Source organism: Luteibacter sp. P1_D3 (assembly GCF_056406135.1).
Genome location: NZ_JBFUAT010000001.1, coordinates 1 through 15,566, shown reverse-complemented (window position 1 = coordinate 15,566; position 15,566 = coordinate 1). Strand labels below are relative to the sequence as shown.

Annotated in this window: 18 protein-coding genes; 11 read left to right on the top strand and 7 right to left on the bottom strand. The window is 65.5% G+C overall.

Features of this window, described 5'->3' with window-relative positions:
• Nucleotides 1-57: 57 nt before the first annotated feature.
• Genes rpsP through rplS form a run of 4 tightly spaced genes read left to right on the top strand, consistent with a single transcriptional unit; the run spans nt 58 to nt 2,036 of the window.
• On the top strand, nt 58-309 hold the full coding sequence (gene rpsP / locus AC1DYM_RS00090; protein WP_046981443.1) for a 30S ribosomal protein S16: 252 nt from the start codon (nt 58-60) through the stop codon (nt 307-309).
• The gene (gene rimM, locus AC1DYM_RS00085; RefSeq protein ID WP_477334791.1) at nt 309-824 is read left to right on the top strand and encodes a ribosome maturation factor RimM; all 516 of its coding nucleotides are present in this window, start codon (nt 309-311) and stop codon (nt 822-824) included. The genes rpsP and rimM overlap by 1 nt, the downstream gene beginning before the upstream one ends.
• Before the next feature lie 17 nt (nt 825-841).
• Nucleotides 842-1,624 carry a tRNA (guanosine(37)-N1)-methyltransferase TrmD gene (gene trmD / locus AC1DYM_RS00080; RefSeq protein WP_046981445.1) on the top strand — a complete coding sequence of 261 codons (783 nt, stop codon included), beginning with the start codon at nt 842-844 and terminating at the stop codon, nt 1,622-1,624.
• Nucleotides 1,625-1,637: 13 nt separating this feature from the next.
• The gene (gene rplS, locus AC1DYM_RS00075; RefSeq protein WP_046981446.1) at nt 1,638-2,036 is read left to right on the top strand and encodes a 50S ribosomal protein L19; all 399 of its coding nucleotides are present in this window, start codon (nt 1,638-1,640) and stop codon (nt 2,034-2,036) included.
• A gap of 80 nt (nt 2,037-2,116) precedes the next feature.
• Here the strand turns inward: rplS and AC1DYM_RS00070 are convergent, their stop codons facing one another.
• The gene (locus tag AC1DYM_RS00070) at nt 2,117-4,180 is read right to left on the bottom strand and encodes an EAL domain-containing response regulator (RefSeq protein ID WP_477334788.1); all 2,064 of its coding nucleotides are present in this window, start codon (nt 4,178-4,180) and stop codon (nt 2,117-2,119) included.
• 98 nt (nt 4,181-4,278) lie between these two features.
• Entirely contained in the window at nt 4,279-5,304 is a 1,026-nt protein-coding gene (gene epmB / locus AC1DYM_RS00065) for an EF-P beta-lysylation protein EpmB (RefSeq protein ID WP_477334786.1), read from the bottom strand.
• Nucleotides 5,305-5,391: 87 nt separating this feature from the next.
• Between epmB and efp the strand changes: the two genes are divergently transcribed.
• From efp to folE2, 6 genes are all read left to right on the top strand, one after another.
• A complete protein-coding gene (efp, locus tag AC1DYM_RS00060) occupies nt 5,392-5,970 on the top strand; it encodes an elongation factor P (RefSeq protein WP_046981449.1) in 579 nt (192 codons plus the stop codon).
• Nucleotides 5,971-6,050: 80 nt separating this feature from the next.
• Complete coding sequence (locus tag AC1DYM_RS00055; protein WP_477334784.1) at nt 6,051-7,388, top strand: TRZ/ATZ family hydrolase; 1,338 nt, start codon at nt 6,051-6,053, stop codon at nt 7,386-7,388.
• A 2-nt stretch (nt 7,389-7,390) separates the two neighbouring features.
• Nucleotides 7,391-8,098 (top strand): bifunctional 2-polyprenyl-6-hydroxyphenol methylase/3-demethylubiquinol 3-O-methyltransferase UbiG, encoded by a 708-nt coding sequence (gene ubiG, locus AC1DYM_RS00050; protein WP_046978937.1) that lies wholly within the window; start codon nt 7,391-7,393, stop codon nt 8,096-8,098.
• Nucleotides 8,095-8,775: an HAD family hydrolase gene (locus tag AC1DYM_RS00045; RefSeq protein ID WP_477334782.1), complete on the top strand. Its 681-nt coding sequence runs from the start codon at nt 8,095-8,097 to the stop codon at nt 8,773-8,775. The genes ubiG and AC1DYM_RS00045 overlap by 4 nt, the downstream gene beginning before the upstream one ends.
• On the top strand, nt 8,772-9,608 hold the full coding sequence (locus tag AC1DYM_RS00040) for a squalene/phytoene synthase family protein (RefSeq protein ID WP_477334780.1): 837 nt from the start codon (nt 8,772-8,774) through the stop codon (nt 9,606-9,608). The genes AC1DYM_RS00045 and AC1DYM_RS00040 overlap by 4 nt, the downstream gene beginning before the upstream one ends.
• 97 nt (nt 9,609-9,705) lie before the next feature.
• On the top strand, nt 9,706-10,635 hold the full coding sequence (gene folE2 / locus AC1DYM_RS00035) for a GTP cyclohydrolase FolE2 (RefSeq protein WP_477334778.1): 930 nt from the start codon (nt 9,706-9,708) through the stop codon (nt 10,633-10,635).
• A 145-nt stretch (nt 10,636-10,780) separates the two neighbouring features.
• On the opposite strand, the gene AC1DYM_RS00030 is transcribed toward folE2, so the two are convergent.
• From AC1DYM_RS00030 to yidD, 3 genes are read right to left on the bottom strand one after another with little or no spacing between them, the layout of a single operon-like run.
• Nucleotides 10,781-11,572, bottom strand: a complete 792-nt coding sequence (locus tag AC1DYM_RS00030; protein WP_477334776.1) for a M23 family metallopeptidase — start codon at nt 11,570-11,572, stop codon at nt 10,781-10,783.
• The gene (locus AC1DYM_RS00025) at nt 11,569-12,906 is read right to left on the bottom strand and encodes a dihydroorotase (RefSeq protein WP_477334774.1); all 1,338 of its coding nucleotides are present in this window, start codon (nt 12,904-12,906) and stop codon (nt 11,569-11,571) included. The genes AC1DYM_RS00030 and AC1DYM_RS00025 overlap by 4 nt, the downstream gene beginning before the upstream one ends.
• Complete coding sequence (gene yidD, locus AC1DYM_RS00020) at nt 12,899-13,159, bottom strand: membrane protein insertion efficiency factor YidD (protein WP_071924815.1); 261 nt, start codon at nt 13,157-13,159, stop codon at nt 12,899-12,901. Before yidD ends, AC1DYM_RS00025 begins: the two co-directional genes overlap by 8 nt.
• Before the next feature lie 116 nt (nt 13,160-13,275).
• Here yidD and dksA point away from each other — a divergent pair, with 116 nt between their 5' ends.
• On the top strand, nt 13,276-14,400 hold the full coding sequence (dksA, locus tag AC1DYM_RS00015; protein WP_477334772.1) for an RNA polymerase-binding protein DksA: 1,125 nt from the start codon (nt 13,276-13,278) through the stop codon (nt 14,398-14,400).
• A 145-nt stretch (nt 14,401-14,545) separates the two neighbouring features.
• On the opposite strand, the gene AC1DYM_RS00010 is transcribed toward dksA, so the two are convergent.
• Together AC1DYM_RS00010 and AC1DYM_RS00005 are read right to left on the bottom strand one after the other, a co-directional pair.
• A complete protein-coding gene (locus AC1DYM_RS00010) occupies nt 14,546-14,974 on the bottom strand; it encodes a SufE family protein (RefSeq protein WP_477334770.1) in 429 nt (142 codons plus the stop codon).
• The coding region (locus tag AC1DYM_RS00005) for a CysS/YqeB C-terminal domain-containing protein (RefSeq protein ID WP_477334768.1) at nt 14,971-15,566 on the bottom strand (596 nt) is incomplete at its 5' end. The genes AC1DYM_RS00010 and AC1DYM_RS00005, both read right to left, overlap by 4 nt.

The window sequence follows — 15,566 nt, the reverse complement described above, 5'->3', positions numbered from 1 at the left end:
ACCACGCCCGCATCTAGCGCGCGTCTGCCGGCACCCGGCAATTCTGGAGCTCGTAATATGGTTAAGATTCGTCTTTCGCGCGGTGGCGCCAAGGGCCGTCCGTTTTATCACGTCGTCGTGACCGACCAGCGCAACAAGCGCGACGGTCGTAACATCGAGCGCGTGGGCTACTACAACCCGGTCGCTTCGGGCGCTGATAAGCGTCTCGAGCTCGACGTTGCCAAGGTCCAGGCCTGGATCGCGAAGGGTGCACAGCTGACCGATAAGGTCCGTGCCCTCGTGAAGGAAGCCGGCAAGCTGGCTGCTTGATGTCGACAGGGCTCGGTAAGCGCGTCCGGCTTGGACGCATTGTCGGGCTCTACGGCGTGCAGGGTCAGGTCAAGCTCGAGAGCTGGACCGAGCCCCGTATTCAGATCTTCCAATACCAGCCCTGGCTGCTGACCGCGCCGGGCGTGGAAAAGGAGATCGGCGGGATCCGCGGACGCGCGCAAGGGAAGGGCCTCGTGGCCACCCTTCCGGGCATCGAGGATCGCGACCAGGCGACGGCACTGATCGGCTGCGAAATTACCGTTTCGCGTGACGTGCTGCCGCCACCCGCGCCGGGCGAGTTCTACTGGACCGATCTCGAGGGTCTCGAGGTCGTCACCACGGAGCAAGTCGTCCTGGGACGGGTGAACCATCTCTTCGCCACCGGCGCCAATGACGTCATGGTGGTGAAGGACGGTGAAAGGGAGCGACTTATCCCGTTCGTCCAGGGCCCCTACGTGCACTCCATCGATTTCGATGGCCAGCGCATCGTGGTGGACTGGGACCCCGAGTTTTAGAGCAACGATTCCCAATCATGCGTATCGATGTGGTCTCGTTGTTTCCCGATTTCGTCCGCCAGTCGGCCGCGGTCGGGGTGGTCGGAAGGGCGCAGCACCGCGAGTTGTTACAGGTGGAAACCTGGAACCCTCGTGACTTCGCTCCCGACAAGCATCGCACCGTGGACGGCCGCCCCTTTGGCGGTGGGCCGGGCATGGTGATGCTGATCGACCCGTTGCGAGCCTCGCTCGCGGCGATTCGTGAAGCCGCACCGGAACCGGTGCACGTGATTTACCTCAGCCCGCAAGGTGCGCGGCTGACACAGGGTAGGGTCGAGGCGCTGGCGAATATGCCGCGAATTGCCCTGATCTGTGGACGTTACGAGGGCGTGGACGAACGCCTGCTGCAGCACGAGGTCGACGAGGAGCTCTCAATCGGCGATTATGTGCTGTCTGGCGGGGAGCTTGCTGCAGCGGTGATTATCGATGCAGTGGGTCGTCTTCAGGACGGTGCGTTGAACGACGCGCAGTCCGCCCAACAGGACTCCTTCTCGGATGGCCTGCTGGATTGCCCGCATTACACCCGTCCCGAGCATCACGATGCCTGGGGCGGCGTGCCGGAGGTGCTGCTTTCCGGCGATCACTCGGCTATTCGCCGGTGGCGTCGCAAACAGTCGCTAGGTCGTACCTGGCTACGCCGGCCGGATTTGCTAACGCAGCGTGCGCTCGATGAGGAATCGAGGGTATTGCTGGATGAATTCCGCCGTGAATATGCACGGCTAAACGGTGCGGCCGATTCCGACCGCCGTAACGAAAATTGATGACAGGTGTGCCATGAACAAACTTCTCCAACAGTTCGAAGCCGAGCAGATCATCCGCCAGCTGCCGGATTTCGGTCCTGGCGACACCGTGGTCGTCAACGTCAAGGTTAAGGAAGGCGCTCGCGAGCGCGTCCAGGCTTTCGAAGGCATCGTCATTGCCAAGCGCAGCCGCGGCCTGCACTCCGCCTTCACCGTGCGCAAGATCTCGCACGGCACCGGTGTCGAGCGCGTGTTCCAGTCCCACAGCCACGCTATCGACTCGGTCGAAGTGAAGCGCAAGGGTAAGGTCCGCGGCGCCAAGCTGTACTACCTCCGTGGTCTGGAAGGTAAGGCTGCCCGCATCAAGGAAGACGTCGCCGCCGCCGCTGCCGCCAAGGTCGCGAAGAAGGCCGCCGCTGCCGCCGCCCAGTAATTCGGGTAGCACAGCGCAAGAAAAAGCCCGCGAGCGATCGCGGGCTTTTTTGTTACCGATGAATCGGCTCCTGCCTGTCCTTACACGGGCATGTATTCCTCAGCCAGCACTTTCGCCGGCTCCTGCAGGAAGTTGCCCTGGACGAAGTCCACACCGCAGGCGAACAGCAGCGAGGTGCTCACGGCATCCTCGACCCACTCGGCGACGGTCTGCTTGCCCGAGGCATGGCCTTCCTTGCAGATCTCGGCAATCTTCTWCTGGTTTTCCGGATGCTGCGGCAGGTCGGTCATGAAGCTGCGGTCGATCTTCAGGAAGTCCGCTTCGACGTGGTTGAGCATCTGGAACGAGTTGAGGCCCGAGCCGAACTGCTCGATGGCGAATCCGCCACCCGCCTTGCGCCAGCCGGCGACGAACTCCTGCGTGGGACGCAGGCTGGTCAGCACCTTGGACTCCGGCATCTCGATGACCAGGGTGCTGCGACGCAGCTTGGCGGTTTCGAGGCGACGGCACAGCCAGGGCAGCAGGTCCGGATCTTCGAGCGACTGCAGGGTCATCTTCACGAAGTAGGTCGTGGTGAGCCCGTCGTTCTCGCGGTGGGCCAGGGCGTCGATGGCATGGCCCAGCACCCAGCGATCGATGGCGGGGAGCAGGCCGTTACGCTCGGCCACGGGGAAGAAGTACGAGGGCAGCACGTCGCCCTTCGGGCCGCGCATGCGCACGAGGATCTCGTAGAACTCGCCGGCGGCGTCCTGCAGGCTGATGATCTGCTGGTGATACAGGCGCAGGCCATCGGTCGACAGTGCATGGCGGACGAGATCGAGCCAGTACTGCTCGCGCTCGGCGTCCGCTTTCTCCCGGGCGCTAGGATCGTGCAGCTCGACGCGGTTGCCGCCCTGGTTCTGGGCGTTGCGCAGGGCAGCACTGGCCTGCTCGAGGACGGCCTCGGTGCTGGCGTTCTTCTCGGCGATCAGGGTGCCGCCGATGGTGATCGTGACGTTCAGCGAGCGCGTGCCGGCGTCGATGATGTGCTCGGCGATGCTGGTGCGAAGGCGTTCGGTCAGTGCGGCATGCTCGAGGTCGCCACGCGGCGCCAGGATAAGGCCGAGTGTGTGGTCGCCCAGCACACCGGCGACATCTTCCTCGTCGATGGATTCATTGATCTTCGCAGCGATGGCGGCGAGCAACTTGTCCGCGTTGCCGATGCCGGCGCTGGCGACCATTTCCTTCCAGTTGTCCGGCTCGAGCAGGAGCATCGCCTGACCGTCCCGGCCGGCGGCTGCGGCGGCCACGGCCTCGTCGATGTGCTCGAGCGTGCGCGCACGGTTGAACAGGCCGGTGACCGAATCGCGCTGGAGCTGGGCTACCAGCGCCGCATCGACCATCTGCTGGCGGAACACGATCTGCAGACAGGCCTCACCCTCGAACGTGGCATGGGCGAAGTCGACCAAGGCCTTGAAGGTGCCGCCGTCATCGCGGCGCGCCAGCAGTTCCAGCGGCGGTGGCGTCTTCTCGCCCTTGGACAGGCCGCGCAGCACGCCCTTGAAGTCGTCGGCGTGGGTGCCGGCGATCAGGTCGAGGATCGGCAGACCCAGAATGTCATCGAACTCGGCAAAGCCGAAGGCTTCGAGGTAGGCCTGGTTCACGCGAACGTGCATGCCTTCATGGACGTAGGCGATGGCGTCGCGCGAGGAATCGAGCAGGGAATCGCAGCGACGCTCGGTTTCGCGCAGCGAGGTTTCCAGGCGACGCACCTGGCGTCGCGTGGAGAGCGCTTCGAACTCGCGCTGGACCACGGCCAGGACCTGGTCGGAGCGCTTGCGCAGTGCCACGCCGCGTGATCCGCCGGCGAAGAGGTCCGCCACGCTGTCGTCGCTGAGGCTGTTGACCACGGCGATCAGCGCGAGGTCGCGTCCGCTCGAATCCAGCTGGCGGGTCACCGACGCGGCGTCGATGCCCGGCACGCCGGGGTTCATCAACACGAGGTCAGGAACGAGTTCGTCCAGGGCGGCCTGGATTTCCGCCAGGCTGGTCGCGCGGGCGGGGCGCACGGCGATGCCGCCGTTGCGCAATACGTTGATCAAAAGCTCGGCGTCTTCCACCGAGTCTTCGATGAAGAGAATCCTGATGACGTTGTCGTGTTTCATGCCGTTCCGAAAGCCGCTTTTACCCGCGCGAACCGGACTCCGGTTCGCTCCCCCCTCACGCGGTCCGGCCAGGTCATGCTGGTCGGATGATGCCCATACTAGCGCGCGAATTCGGCAACGGGGCGTTTGGATGGGTCGCCCTGTAATTCACGCACCAGTTTTGGGACGAGGTAGCCAGGAAGCCTGCCGCGAAGCACTTCCATGAGCCCCAGCGCGTGCTCGTCGGATACCTCGAAATGCGCCGCTCCCGCCACTTTGTCCAACTGGTGCAGGTAGTAGGGCAGCACGCCGGCGGCGAATGAGCGTTCGCACAGTGCAACGAGGGTATCGGCGTCGTCGTTCACTTCCTTGAGCAGGACCGACTGGTTGAGCAGGGTCGCCCCGGCGGCCCGGAGGCGGGCACAGGCGGCGTCCACGGAGGCGTCGAACTCGTTGGCATGGTTGGCGTGCAGGACCACCACCTTCTGCAGGGGCAGGGCGGCCAGCCACTCGGTGAAGGCCTCGTCGATCCGCTCGGGCAGGACCACCGGCAGGCGGGTGTGGATGCGCAGCCGGATCACGTGCGGCATGTCGGCCAGTCCGCGGGTGAGCTCCTCGAGCTTGTGCGTGGCCAGGGAGAGGGGATCGCCGCCCGACAGGATCAGTTCGCGGATGCTCGGATCGGCCTTCACATGTGCCAGTGCCTCGCGCCACTGGGCGGCCGCGGCGATCTCCTCGCCGTAGGGGAAGTGCCGGCGGAAACAGTAGCGGCAGTTCACCGCGCAACTCCCGCTGGCGATCAGCAAGGCCCGGCCGTCGTACTTGTGAAGCACGCCGTGGCCGGCGCGCGAGGCCATGTCGCCGACGGCGTCCACCGTGAAACCCTCGACGACGGCATGCTCGGTCCGGCGCGGCAGCACCTGCAGGAGCAAGGGGTCGGCCGGGTCGCCATGCCGCATGCGGGCCGCAAAGCCTCGCGGCACGCGCAGCGGAAAGCCCGCGTCGTCGGGCGGCAGGAGGTCGGTCCGGTGGGCCAGGCCCACGGCCTCCAGCAGTTCGCCGGCATCCGTGATGGCGTCCCGCCATAGCTCGCGCCAGCCCGTGACGGGCGACGATAGGCGGGAAGTAGGGCTTGCGGTTATCATTGCGGACCTTGGATCGGGCTCTGCAGCCCGTGACAGACCCTATTTTAGCCGCCCAGCGGGGCGGATATAACTCTGGAGCAGATACAGATGGGCATGCTTGGCCTCAACGACGTCAAAACGGGCAAGAAGATCATCCACAACGGCGATCCCTGGATCATCACCGAAGCGGACTTCGTCAAGCCGGGCAAGGGCCAGGCGTTCACCCGTATCCGTATCCGCAACCTCAAGGATGGCCGCACGACCGAGCAGACGCTCAAGTCGAGCGATTCGTACGAGGAAGCCGATGCCGTCGACACCGATGCCCACTTCTCGTACGTCGAGGGCACCGGCAACGATCGCGAATGGATCTTCATGCAGAGCGAGACCTTCGAGCAGCACCGCGCCAGCCTCGCCGCCATGGGCGATGCCTGGAAGTGGCTGAAGGGCGAGGAGGAGTGCGTCGTCACCCTGTTCAACGGCAACATCATCGCCGTGCAGGCGCCGAAGTTCGTCGAACTCAAGATCACCGAGACCGATCCGGGCGTGCGTGGCGATACCTCGGGCGGCGGCGGCAAGCCGGCCACCCTGGAAACCGGCGCCGTGGTTCGCGTGCCGCTGTTCGTCAACCAGGACGAAGTCATCAAGGTCGATACGCGCACCGGCGAGTACGACAGCCGCGTCAAGTAAGGCGCAGCGTCTGGTGGATCGATCGGCACGGCTGCCCCAGGGCGCCGTGCCGTTTTTTTTAAAGCATCCCTGAGGCATCCATGACTTCCAGCCCGACCCCGATCGACCTCCTCATCGAAGCCCGCTGGGTCGTGCCCATCGAGCCTCACGCCGTCGTTCTCGACGATCACGCGGTGGCCGTGCACGACGGCGAGATCCTGGCGATCCTGCCTGTCGACGAGGCGCGCGCCGCTTACGTGCCGAAGGAACGCGTCGTCCTCGCCGAGCATGCGCTGATCCCCGGTCTGATCAACGCCCACACGCACAACCCGATGACCCTGCTGCGCGGTCTCGCCGACGACCTGCCGCTGATGACCTGGCTGCAGGAACACATCTGGCCGGCCGAGGCGCGCGTGATGGGGCCCGACTTCATCCGCGACGGCGTGGAACTCGCCGTGGCCGAGATGATCCGCGGCGGTACTACCTGCGCCAACGAAAACTACTTCTTCCCCGACGTGATCGCGGCGACCTACAAGCAGATGGGTTTTCGTGCGGTGATCGGCCTGCCGGTGATCGATTTCCCGACGCCCTGGGCCAAAACCTCGGACGAGTACTTCAGCCGTGCGCTCGAAGTGCATGAGGCGCTCAAGGCCGAGCCGCTGCTCACCACCGCTTTCGTGCCGCATGCGCCGTACACCGTGTCCGACGAGAACTTCGTACGCATCCGCGATCTGGCCAACGAGCTCGATATTCCGATCCACCTGCATACGCACGAGACCGCGCTGGAAGTGCAGCAGGGCAAGGACAAGGACGGCATGCGTCCGTTCGAGCGCCTGCAGAAGCTCGGCATCGTGACCGATCGCCTGCTCGCCGTGCACATGACCCAGCTCAACGACGACGAGATCGCGGCCTGCGCCGCGGCCGGCGTGTCGGTGGCGCACTGCCCGGAGTCCAACCTCAAGCTGGCCTCCGGTTTCTGCCCCGCGGAGAAGCTGCGCGCGGCGGGCGTCAACGTCTGCATCGGTACCGACGGCTGCGCCTCGAACAACGATCTGGACATGTTCGGCGAGATGCGCACGGCGGCCTTGCTGGCCAAGGCCGTCGCCGGCGACGCCGCGGCCTTCGACGCCGCCTTCGCCCTGCGCGCGGCGACGCTCAATGGCGCGAAGGCCATCGGCCTCGGCGACCGCATCGGCTCCATCGAGCCGGGCAAGCGCGCGGACCTTACGGCCGTGCGTCTCGACGCCCTCGAAACGCAGCCGCTCTATCATGTGGCCTCGCAGCTCGTTTACGCGACGGGACGGCACCAGGTCAGCGATGTGTGGATCGATGGCCAGCGCAAGCTGGCCGACGGGGAACTCGTCGGCATCGACAAGGCGCGCATCCTGTCCAAGGCGAGGGCCTGGCGCGAGATCATCGCCTCCGAGGAGGAAGCGTAACCATGCAAACCAACGCCAATGTCAGCGCGGAAGAAATCGCGCGCTTCGAAAAACTCGCCGCCCGCTGGTGGGATCCCGACGGTGAGTCCCGTCCGCTGCACGATCTGAATCCGGTGCGGGCGGCGTATGTCTCCGGTCGCGTGAACCTGCGTGGGGCGAACGTGGTGGATGTCGGCTGCGGTGGCGGCCTCCTCAGCGAAGCGCTCGCGCGCGCCGGCGCCCGGGTGACGGCCATCGATCTGGGCGCCAAGCTCATCGAGATCGCCAAGCTGCACCTGTTCGAATCGAACCTGCAGGTCGACTACCGCGTGCAGTCGTCGACGGAGCTGGCCGAAACCGAGCCGGCGTCGTTCGATGCGGTCTGCTGCATGGAGATGATCGAGCACGTGCCCGATCCGGTCGCCCTCATCGGTGACCTCGCGGCGATGCTCAAGCCGGGCGGTCAGCTGTTCCTGTCCACGCTCAACCGCACACCAGCCGCCTTCGGTGCGGCGATCGTCGGTGCCGAGTACCTGATGCGCCTGCTGCCGCGTGGCACACACCACTACGCCCAGTTCCTCAAGCCGTCGGAAGTCGCGGCCATGCTGCGCCGCTTCGATCTCGAGATCGAGGACATCAAGGGTCTGGCCTACAACCCACTGACGCGGAACGCGAGCCTGTCGTCGAACACAGCCGTGAATTACGTGCTGAGTGCGAGGAAGGTCGGGTGAGGAGCCTACCGTTTACGCTGGACGGGGTGTTTTTCGATCTCGACGGCACGCTTCTGGACAGCGCACTCGACCTCCACGGTGCCTTGCTGGAACTCTGCGCGGAGCAGGGCATCGCGCCGCCGCCTTACGAGCGTGTGCGCCCGGTGGTCTCGCGCGGTTCGCGCGCGATCATCACAGCGGCGTTTCCGGACATCGATCCAGCGCGTCTGCTGGCCCTGGTCCCACGCTACCTGGACATCTACGAAGCAAGCATGGCGCGCCACACCGTGCCGTTCTCGGGCGTGGAAACCATGCTGGCGGGCCTTGATAGCGCCGGTGTGCGTTGGGGTATCGTCACCAACAAGCCCGGCTTTCTCACCGATGGGCTGTTGCCGCAGGCCGTTCCGCACTGGAAACCGGCTGCGGTGGTCTCGGGCGATACCTTGCCGGTGAAAAAACCGGATCCCGCACCCGTCCTGCATGCCTGTGCGCTCGCCGGCAGCGATCCGCTGCGCTCGGTGTTCGTCGGCGACGATCGTCGCGATATCGAGGCCGGTAACACGGCGGGACTGTTCACCGTCGCCGTGCGTTGGGGCTATCTCGATGGCGGCGATCCGGATGCCTGGAACGCCGACCTCGTGCTCGACACCGTGGACGAGCTCGCCACCCTGCTGGGTGTGAGGGAGATCCCCGCGTGACCGATGGTGCAACCCAGAGCTTCGTCGACAAGTGGTTGGCGGTGCAGCCGCAGCAACGCGTCGCTTTGCCCTTCGTGGACGAGTCCGTGCGCGACGCGCACGTGGCGCTCGCCGCGTTCGAGCAGGAATTGATTGCCTCGGCCTATGGCGTGCGTGAGCCCCAGGTCGCCGCGGCCAAACTTCAGTGGTGGGCGGAGGAGTTGTCCGGCGCGTCCGCCAGCGGTGGCCGGCACCCCCTGACCAAGCAACTGTTCGCCGATGAGCGCGCCCGTCGCATTCCGGCAGATCGCTGGCTGGCACCGGTGCTCGCCGCGATGGCCCAGCTGGAGCAGGGCACCCCGGCCGATTTCAACGCGCAGGTCGCCGCATCGCGCGGCATGCATGGCGCGCTCGCGGCCCTCGAGAACGCCTGGTGGTTTGGCGCTGATGCTCCCGTGGAGGCCGCGTCGCGGATCGCCACGTTGTCGCACCTGGTCTTCGCGCTGTCGCGCCTGGAGCTCGATGCCGAGCGCGAGCGCTTGCCCTTGCCGATGTCGCGTCTGGCCCGTCACGGTCTCTCCCGGGGTCACCTCAAGGAGGACACGCCAGCGCGGCGCGAGGCGCTGAAGGCCCAGCTGGCCGAGCTTGCCGCCGGCCTGCACGAGGCGCTGGCATTGGGCGAACCCCTCAGTACGTTCCGTGGCCTGGAAGGCCGCACGGCACTGTCGACGGCCCGTGCCGCGGCCAAGGCAACCGAACCCTTCCGTGAACTGCACTTACGGCAGTCGCGCAGCGGACCGGCCACGGCCATCCGGGCGTGGCTGGCGGCTCGGCATGCGGGGCGATTCGGCTGAACGGACCGTTTCCACGCGCGGACCATTGAGCCAATCCTCACCACCCCCATTTCGGTCACGGTAAGCCGGAAACGGCACGTCCCCTTAGGATCACCCGATGTATATCCAAGATTCCCCGACCCGCCTGCTGCCCGACGTTGCGTCGCAGGAGCACGCCCTCGCCATCGGCACGCTCGACTGGGTCGGTATGGATGGCATGGAAATGCCGGTGCAGTTCGACGCCGGCGACGGCGACGTCCGCTCGACCGGTGCCCGCGTGGGCGCCTTCGTCAACCTGAACAAGCCGGAAGTCCGCGGCATCCATATGTCGCGCCTGTACCTGCTGGTGTCCGAGGCGCTCTCCGCCGGCCCGCTCACCATCGACGGTGTCCGCGACCTGCTCGGCTCCTTCCTGAGCTCGCACGAAGGCCTGTCGGACCACGCCAAGATCACCATCGGTTTCGAGCACCTGGTCCGCCGCCGCGCCCTGCGTAGCGACAACAGTGGCTGGCGTTCGTACCCGATCACGATCTGCGCGACCCTGAGCGGTGGCAAGTTCAATATCGAGATCACCACCGACGTCGTTTATTCGTCCACATGCCCGGCCTCGGCGGCGCTCTCGCGTCAGCTCATCCAGGACAACTTCGCAAAGACGTTCTCCGCCGAAAACGCCCTCGACCGCGACACGATCCTGGCCTGGCTGGGTACGGAGCAGGGCATCATCGCCACGCCGCACGCACAGCGCAGCACGGCGACGATCCGAGTGCGTCCGCTGGGTGAAGGCGTCTTCCCGCTGATCGACATGATCGACAACGTCGAAGCCGCCCTCGGCACGCCAGTGCAGACCGCGGTCAAGCGTGCCGACGAACAGGCGTTCGCCCTCGCCAATGGCAGCAACCTGATGTTCTGCGAGGACGCGGCCCGCCGTATCCAGAAGACCCTCGATGCCGACGAGCGCGTCGCCGATTTCCATGTGCGCGTGGCGCACCACGAAAGCCTGCATCCGCACGACGCCGTGGCCTTCGCCTCGAAGGTAAAAGGGCGCTAACCGCTGGCCGTTAACCGCTCTTGCTGTGGTAGGAGCCGATTCATCGGCGATAGGGTGCTCGCGACACCCTGGCCCGCTGCCGCGGGATCGCCGATGAATCGGCTCCTACCTTAAACAGAAGGCCCGCCATTGGCGGGCCTTTGCGTTACTGGATCCCCGGCAACAACAACGGATCCAGTCGCACCCCGAACCAGTTGAAGCCCCAGTGCACATGCGGTCCCGTCGCCCGGCCCGTCATGCCGGCCAGGCCAATGACCTCACCCTGGCGCACGTGCTCGCCCACCTTCACGTCGATCCGTGACAGGTGCAGGAAGTTCGATGACAAACCGAAGCCGTGATCGAGCAACACCGTACCGCCGGTCAGGTAGAGGTCGGGCTTGGCGAAGGTGATGATGCCATCCGCCGGTGCCTTCACCGGCGTGCCCTGCGGCACCGCGATGTCCATGCCCGAATGTGGGGCCTTGGGATCGCCGTTATAGATCCGCTGGTTGCCGAAGCGCCCACTGATCCGGCCGGTGACCGGCCAGATGAAGCCATGCGCGAAGTCCTCGCGTGTGTCGTCGCGGTCGCGCGCGGCGACCACTTCGGCCTGTTCGCGCTGGATGCGTGCGGCGATCTCGGGCGGCGGGTTCACTGTTTTCGGTGGCACGCCCTCGACGCGTTCGATCGGCCAGTCACGGGGCGTCACACTGAGGCTGTGTTTCACGTTACCGACGACGACATCGATCGGTCCCTGCTCGTCACGCCCCGCGCCGAACACGAAGAGGCCATCGGCACCGACGTGAACGGGCTTGCCGGCCACGGTCACCCGTGATCCCGGTGAGGCGTGGCCGATCACGAGGCCACCCTGCGAGACGCTGGCAGGGAGGTCGGTGACGGCGGCTGAGGCGCCAGTGGAAAGGAGCAGTGCGGCGATCGCGCTTACGATTTTCCTCATCGGTCGAAGGTCAGCCGCTGGCCGCGGATGCTCTCGTCCACCTTCTTGCCGTCCCATACGCGCTGGCCGTTGACGAAGGTCGAGGCGATGCTGCTGGTAAAGGTCTCGCCTTCGAACGGCGACCAGCCACACTTCGAGAGCACTTCCTCACGCACGACCGTGTGCTTGCGCTTCGGGTCGACCAGGACCAGGTCGGCCGCGTAGCCCTCGCGCAGGAAGCCGCGATTCTCGACGTCGAACAACTTGGCCGGTGCATGACAGACGGCTTCAACGACGCGCTCCAGGGTCAGTTTGCCCTCAAAAACGCGCTCCAGCGCCGCCTGCAGGGCGTACTGCACAAGGGGCAGGCCGGACGGCGCCTTGTCGTACTTCTGCGCTTTTTCTTCGAGCAGGTGCGGCGCGTGGTCGGTGGCGAGCACGTCCAGGCGACCTTCGGCCAGCGCCTTGGTGATGGCGTCGCGGTCCGACTCGTCCTTGATCGCCGGGTTGCACTTGATGAGGAAGCCGAGTCGCTCGTAGTCCGGTGCCGCGAAGTGCAGGAAGTGCACGCAGGTCTCCGCGGTGATCTTCTTGCCTTCGATCGGGCCCGGCTCGAACAGAGCCAGTTCGTCCGCGGTGGAGATATGCAGCACGTGCAGGCGGGTGCCGTGCTTCTTTGCCAGAGAGATCGCGAGCTTGGTGGACTTGATGCAGGCCTCACGCGAGCGGATGAGCGGATGCTCGCGGGCGGGAATGTCCTCGCCGTAGGTCTCGTGGGCTTTTGCAAGGTTCACGTCGATCATCGGCGTGTCTTCGCAATGCGTGATGATCGGCGTCGGCGCGTCACGGAAAATGTGGTCGAGCGTTTCCGGGTTGTCGACCAGCATGTTGCCGGTCGATGCACCCATGAACACCTTGATGCCAGGCGCCGCCTTAGGGTCGAGCGCGCGGATGGCCTCGAGGTTGTCGTTGCTCGCGCCCATGTAGAAGGCGTAATTGACCCGAGACGTTTCTGAGGCGCGCGTGTACTTCGCTTCGAGCGAATCACGATCCAGCGCCGGAGGCTTGGTGTTCGGCATTTCCATGAAGCTGGTGATGCCGCCCGCCGCGCAGGCCGTGGACTCGCTGGCGATATCGGCTTTCTGCGTGAGGCCCGGTTCGCGGAAATGCACCTGGTCGTCGATCATCCCGGGCAGCAGCCAGAGTCCGGACGCGTCGATCACCTCTTCGTCACGCTCCTTTTCCAGACCTTGGGCGATGGTCGCGATTTTTCCATCGCGCAAGCGTACGTCGGCGACAAAACGGCGGCCTTCGTTGACCAGTTCGGCGTTCTTGATGAGCCAGGCGTCAGTCATGAATATGTGCTCCTTGGGCGCCACATCGGCGCAGGACGAAATGATCGGGTACGGGGTCCATGCCACCTTCGCAAAAAGGTTGGCAACGGCACAGGCGCCAGGCACCAAGCACGGAACCRCGCACCGGACCGAAGCGGGCTATGGCAACCCGTGCATAATCGGAACAGGATGGATGGAACCGGCAGCGCGCCCCTAGAAGGGGGCTCAGCCATCGTTTATAGAGGGACAGAAGGAATAGAAGGAGGCGGGTCACTTTTCAGTCCGGGGTCGACCGGCGTCAGCCAGCCGACAGTATCCCAGAAGATAGGTTGCTGGGCTAACGCATCTGGGCTATAACACCCCGCCGCCACGGCCACCGAGGTGAAGGAAATGGCGAAAATCGCTCGTAGTTCCGCAGCTGCCAAGGGCGCCGCCAAGAAGGGCGGAGCCGGTGATGTGAGTAAGGCCAGGACGGCTACGGCCGGGGTGAAGACCAAGGCGCCGGCAAAGACCGTGGTCGGTGCCGCGGCGAAAGCCGCGACGAAGACCTCGGCCAAGCCCGCTACCAAGAAGGCCGCGCCCGTGAAGGCCGCGCCTTCGAAGAGTGCTCCCGCAAAACCGGTGGCCAAGGTTGCCGCCAAGAAGGCACCCGTCAAGGCCGCTCCGGCGAAAGTCGCACCGGTGAAGGCGACGGCCAAGGTGGCCGCCAAACCGGCTCCGAAGCCGGCTGCAAAGCCCGTGGCGAAGCCGGCAGCGACGGCGCCTGCCAAGAAGGCGGCTCCCGTTGCACCAACGAAAGCGTCGCCTGCCGTGAACGCGGCGGCTGCTAAAAAGACAACGACGGCGTCGGCCAAATCCGCCGCCCCCGCACCCGCGCCGGCGGCGAAGCACGTCGCCCCGGCTCACGATGTCGCGCCACCCGTCAAGGGTCGTACGGCATCGGCCGTTGCTGCTGTGACACCGCGGACGGCGTCCGCGGTGGGCAGCGCTACCTCATCCAGAAACGAGAAGTCCGCTCAATCCAGCATGAACAGCACAGCTTCCAATACCGCCGATAACGGCATCACGCGCGAAGACGGCCGCTATGCGCTGCCGGCTTCGACTGTCATTGACCTGCCCAAGGGCTACAAGCCCAGCAGTGACGAGGAGTACATGAGTCCTCGGCACCTGGCTTATTTCCGCAACAAGCTCAAGGACTGGCGCGACCAGCTCGTCGAGGAATCCCGCCAGACCATGGACAACCTCCGCGAGGAAGTCCGTGACGTGGGTGACGAGGCCGAGCGCGCCACGCGCGAGACCGAAAACTCGCTCGAACTGCGTACGCGCGATCGTTACCGCAAGCTGATCTCGAAGATCGACAAGGCCCTGCGCCGGATCGAGGAAGGCCGCTATGGTTTCTGCGAAGAGACCGACGAGGAAATCGGCGTGGAGCGTCTCGACGCCCGCCCGATCGCCACGTTGACCCTCGACGCGCAGGAGCGTCGCGAGCACCTGCAGAAGCAGATGGGCGACTGACCGTCCCTACGCTTTCGGCATAAAAAAAAGCCCCGCCAGTGATGACGGGGCTTTTTTATCGACGCTGTTGTAGGAGCCGATTCATCGGCGATCCCGCGGCAGCGGGCCAATTCGCGGCAAACGCCCCTCGCCGCTGAAGCCGCTCCTAAAGAAGGGCCCCCGCGTACGCCTTGGCCTTGGCCAACATCGCAGCAAGTCCGTTGGAGCGGGTAGGGGACAGGTGCTTGGCCAGGCCGATCTCCTGGACGAAGCTCGGCTCGGTATCGACGATCTCCCGCGCGGAGCGGCCCGAGTAGACGCGAAGCATGAGGGCGATCAGTCCGGACACGATCGCCGAGTCGCTCGCCGCATCGAAGTGCATCTTCGACGCATCGCCCGATGGGATGAGCCAGACCATGGACTGGCAGCCGTGCACGCGGTTCTCTTCCGTCTTGCGTTCGTCAGGGAACGGCGGCAGCTGGCGGCCGAGGTCGATCAGGTATTGGTAACGCTCGGTCCAGTCGCTGAAGAAGGCGAATTCTTCAGCGATGGCGGCCTGGGCTTCGGCGGCCGTGGTTTCCTGGGGTTCGTTCATGCCTTCACCACACTCCAGCGCGTGCCTTGTGCGCTGTCTTCGATCGCGATGCCCAGGTCCTTGAGCTGGTCGCGAATGGCATCGGAACGGGCGAAATCCTTCGCGGCGCGGGCGGCGCGGCGTTCCTCGAGCAGGGCCTCGATCGCCGCCGCGTCGATGGCTTCGCCGGGGTTGCCCTGCCGGAACCAGCCTTCGGGGTCTTCACCGAGCAAGCCGAGCAGGGCGGCACCGCCAAGCAGGGCGGCTTTTGCGGTCACGCGTTCCTCGCCCGTGGCACGGCGTGCATGGTCGGCAAGCTGGGATAGTTCAGCCAGTGCCTGGGGCGTATTCAGGTCATCGCAAAGCGCGGCCTCGACGGCCGCCGGGATCACCGGCGCGCCCGCATCCACGTCGCCCATGTCGCGCAGTACGCCGTACCAGCCATCGAGGGTGCGCACGGCCTGGGTCATGGCCGTATCGGACCAGTCCAGCGGCTGGCGGTAATGGCCACGAAGGAGCATCAGGCGAAGCGCTTCGGCGGGGTGCTTGTCCAGCAACTGGTGCAACTGGAGTACGTTGCCAAGCGACTTGGACATCTTCCGGCCGTCGAAGG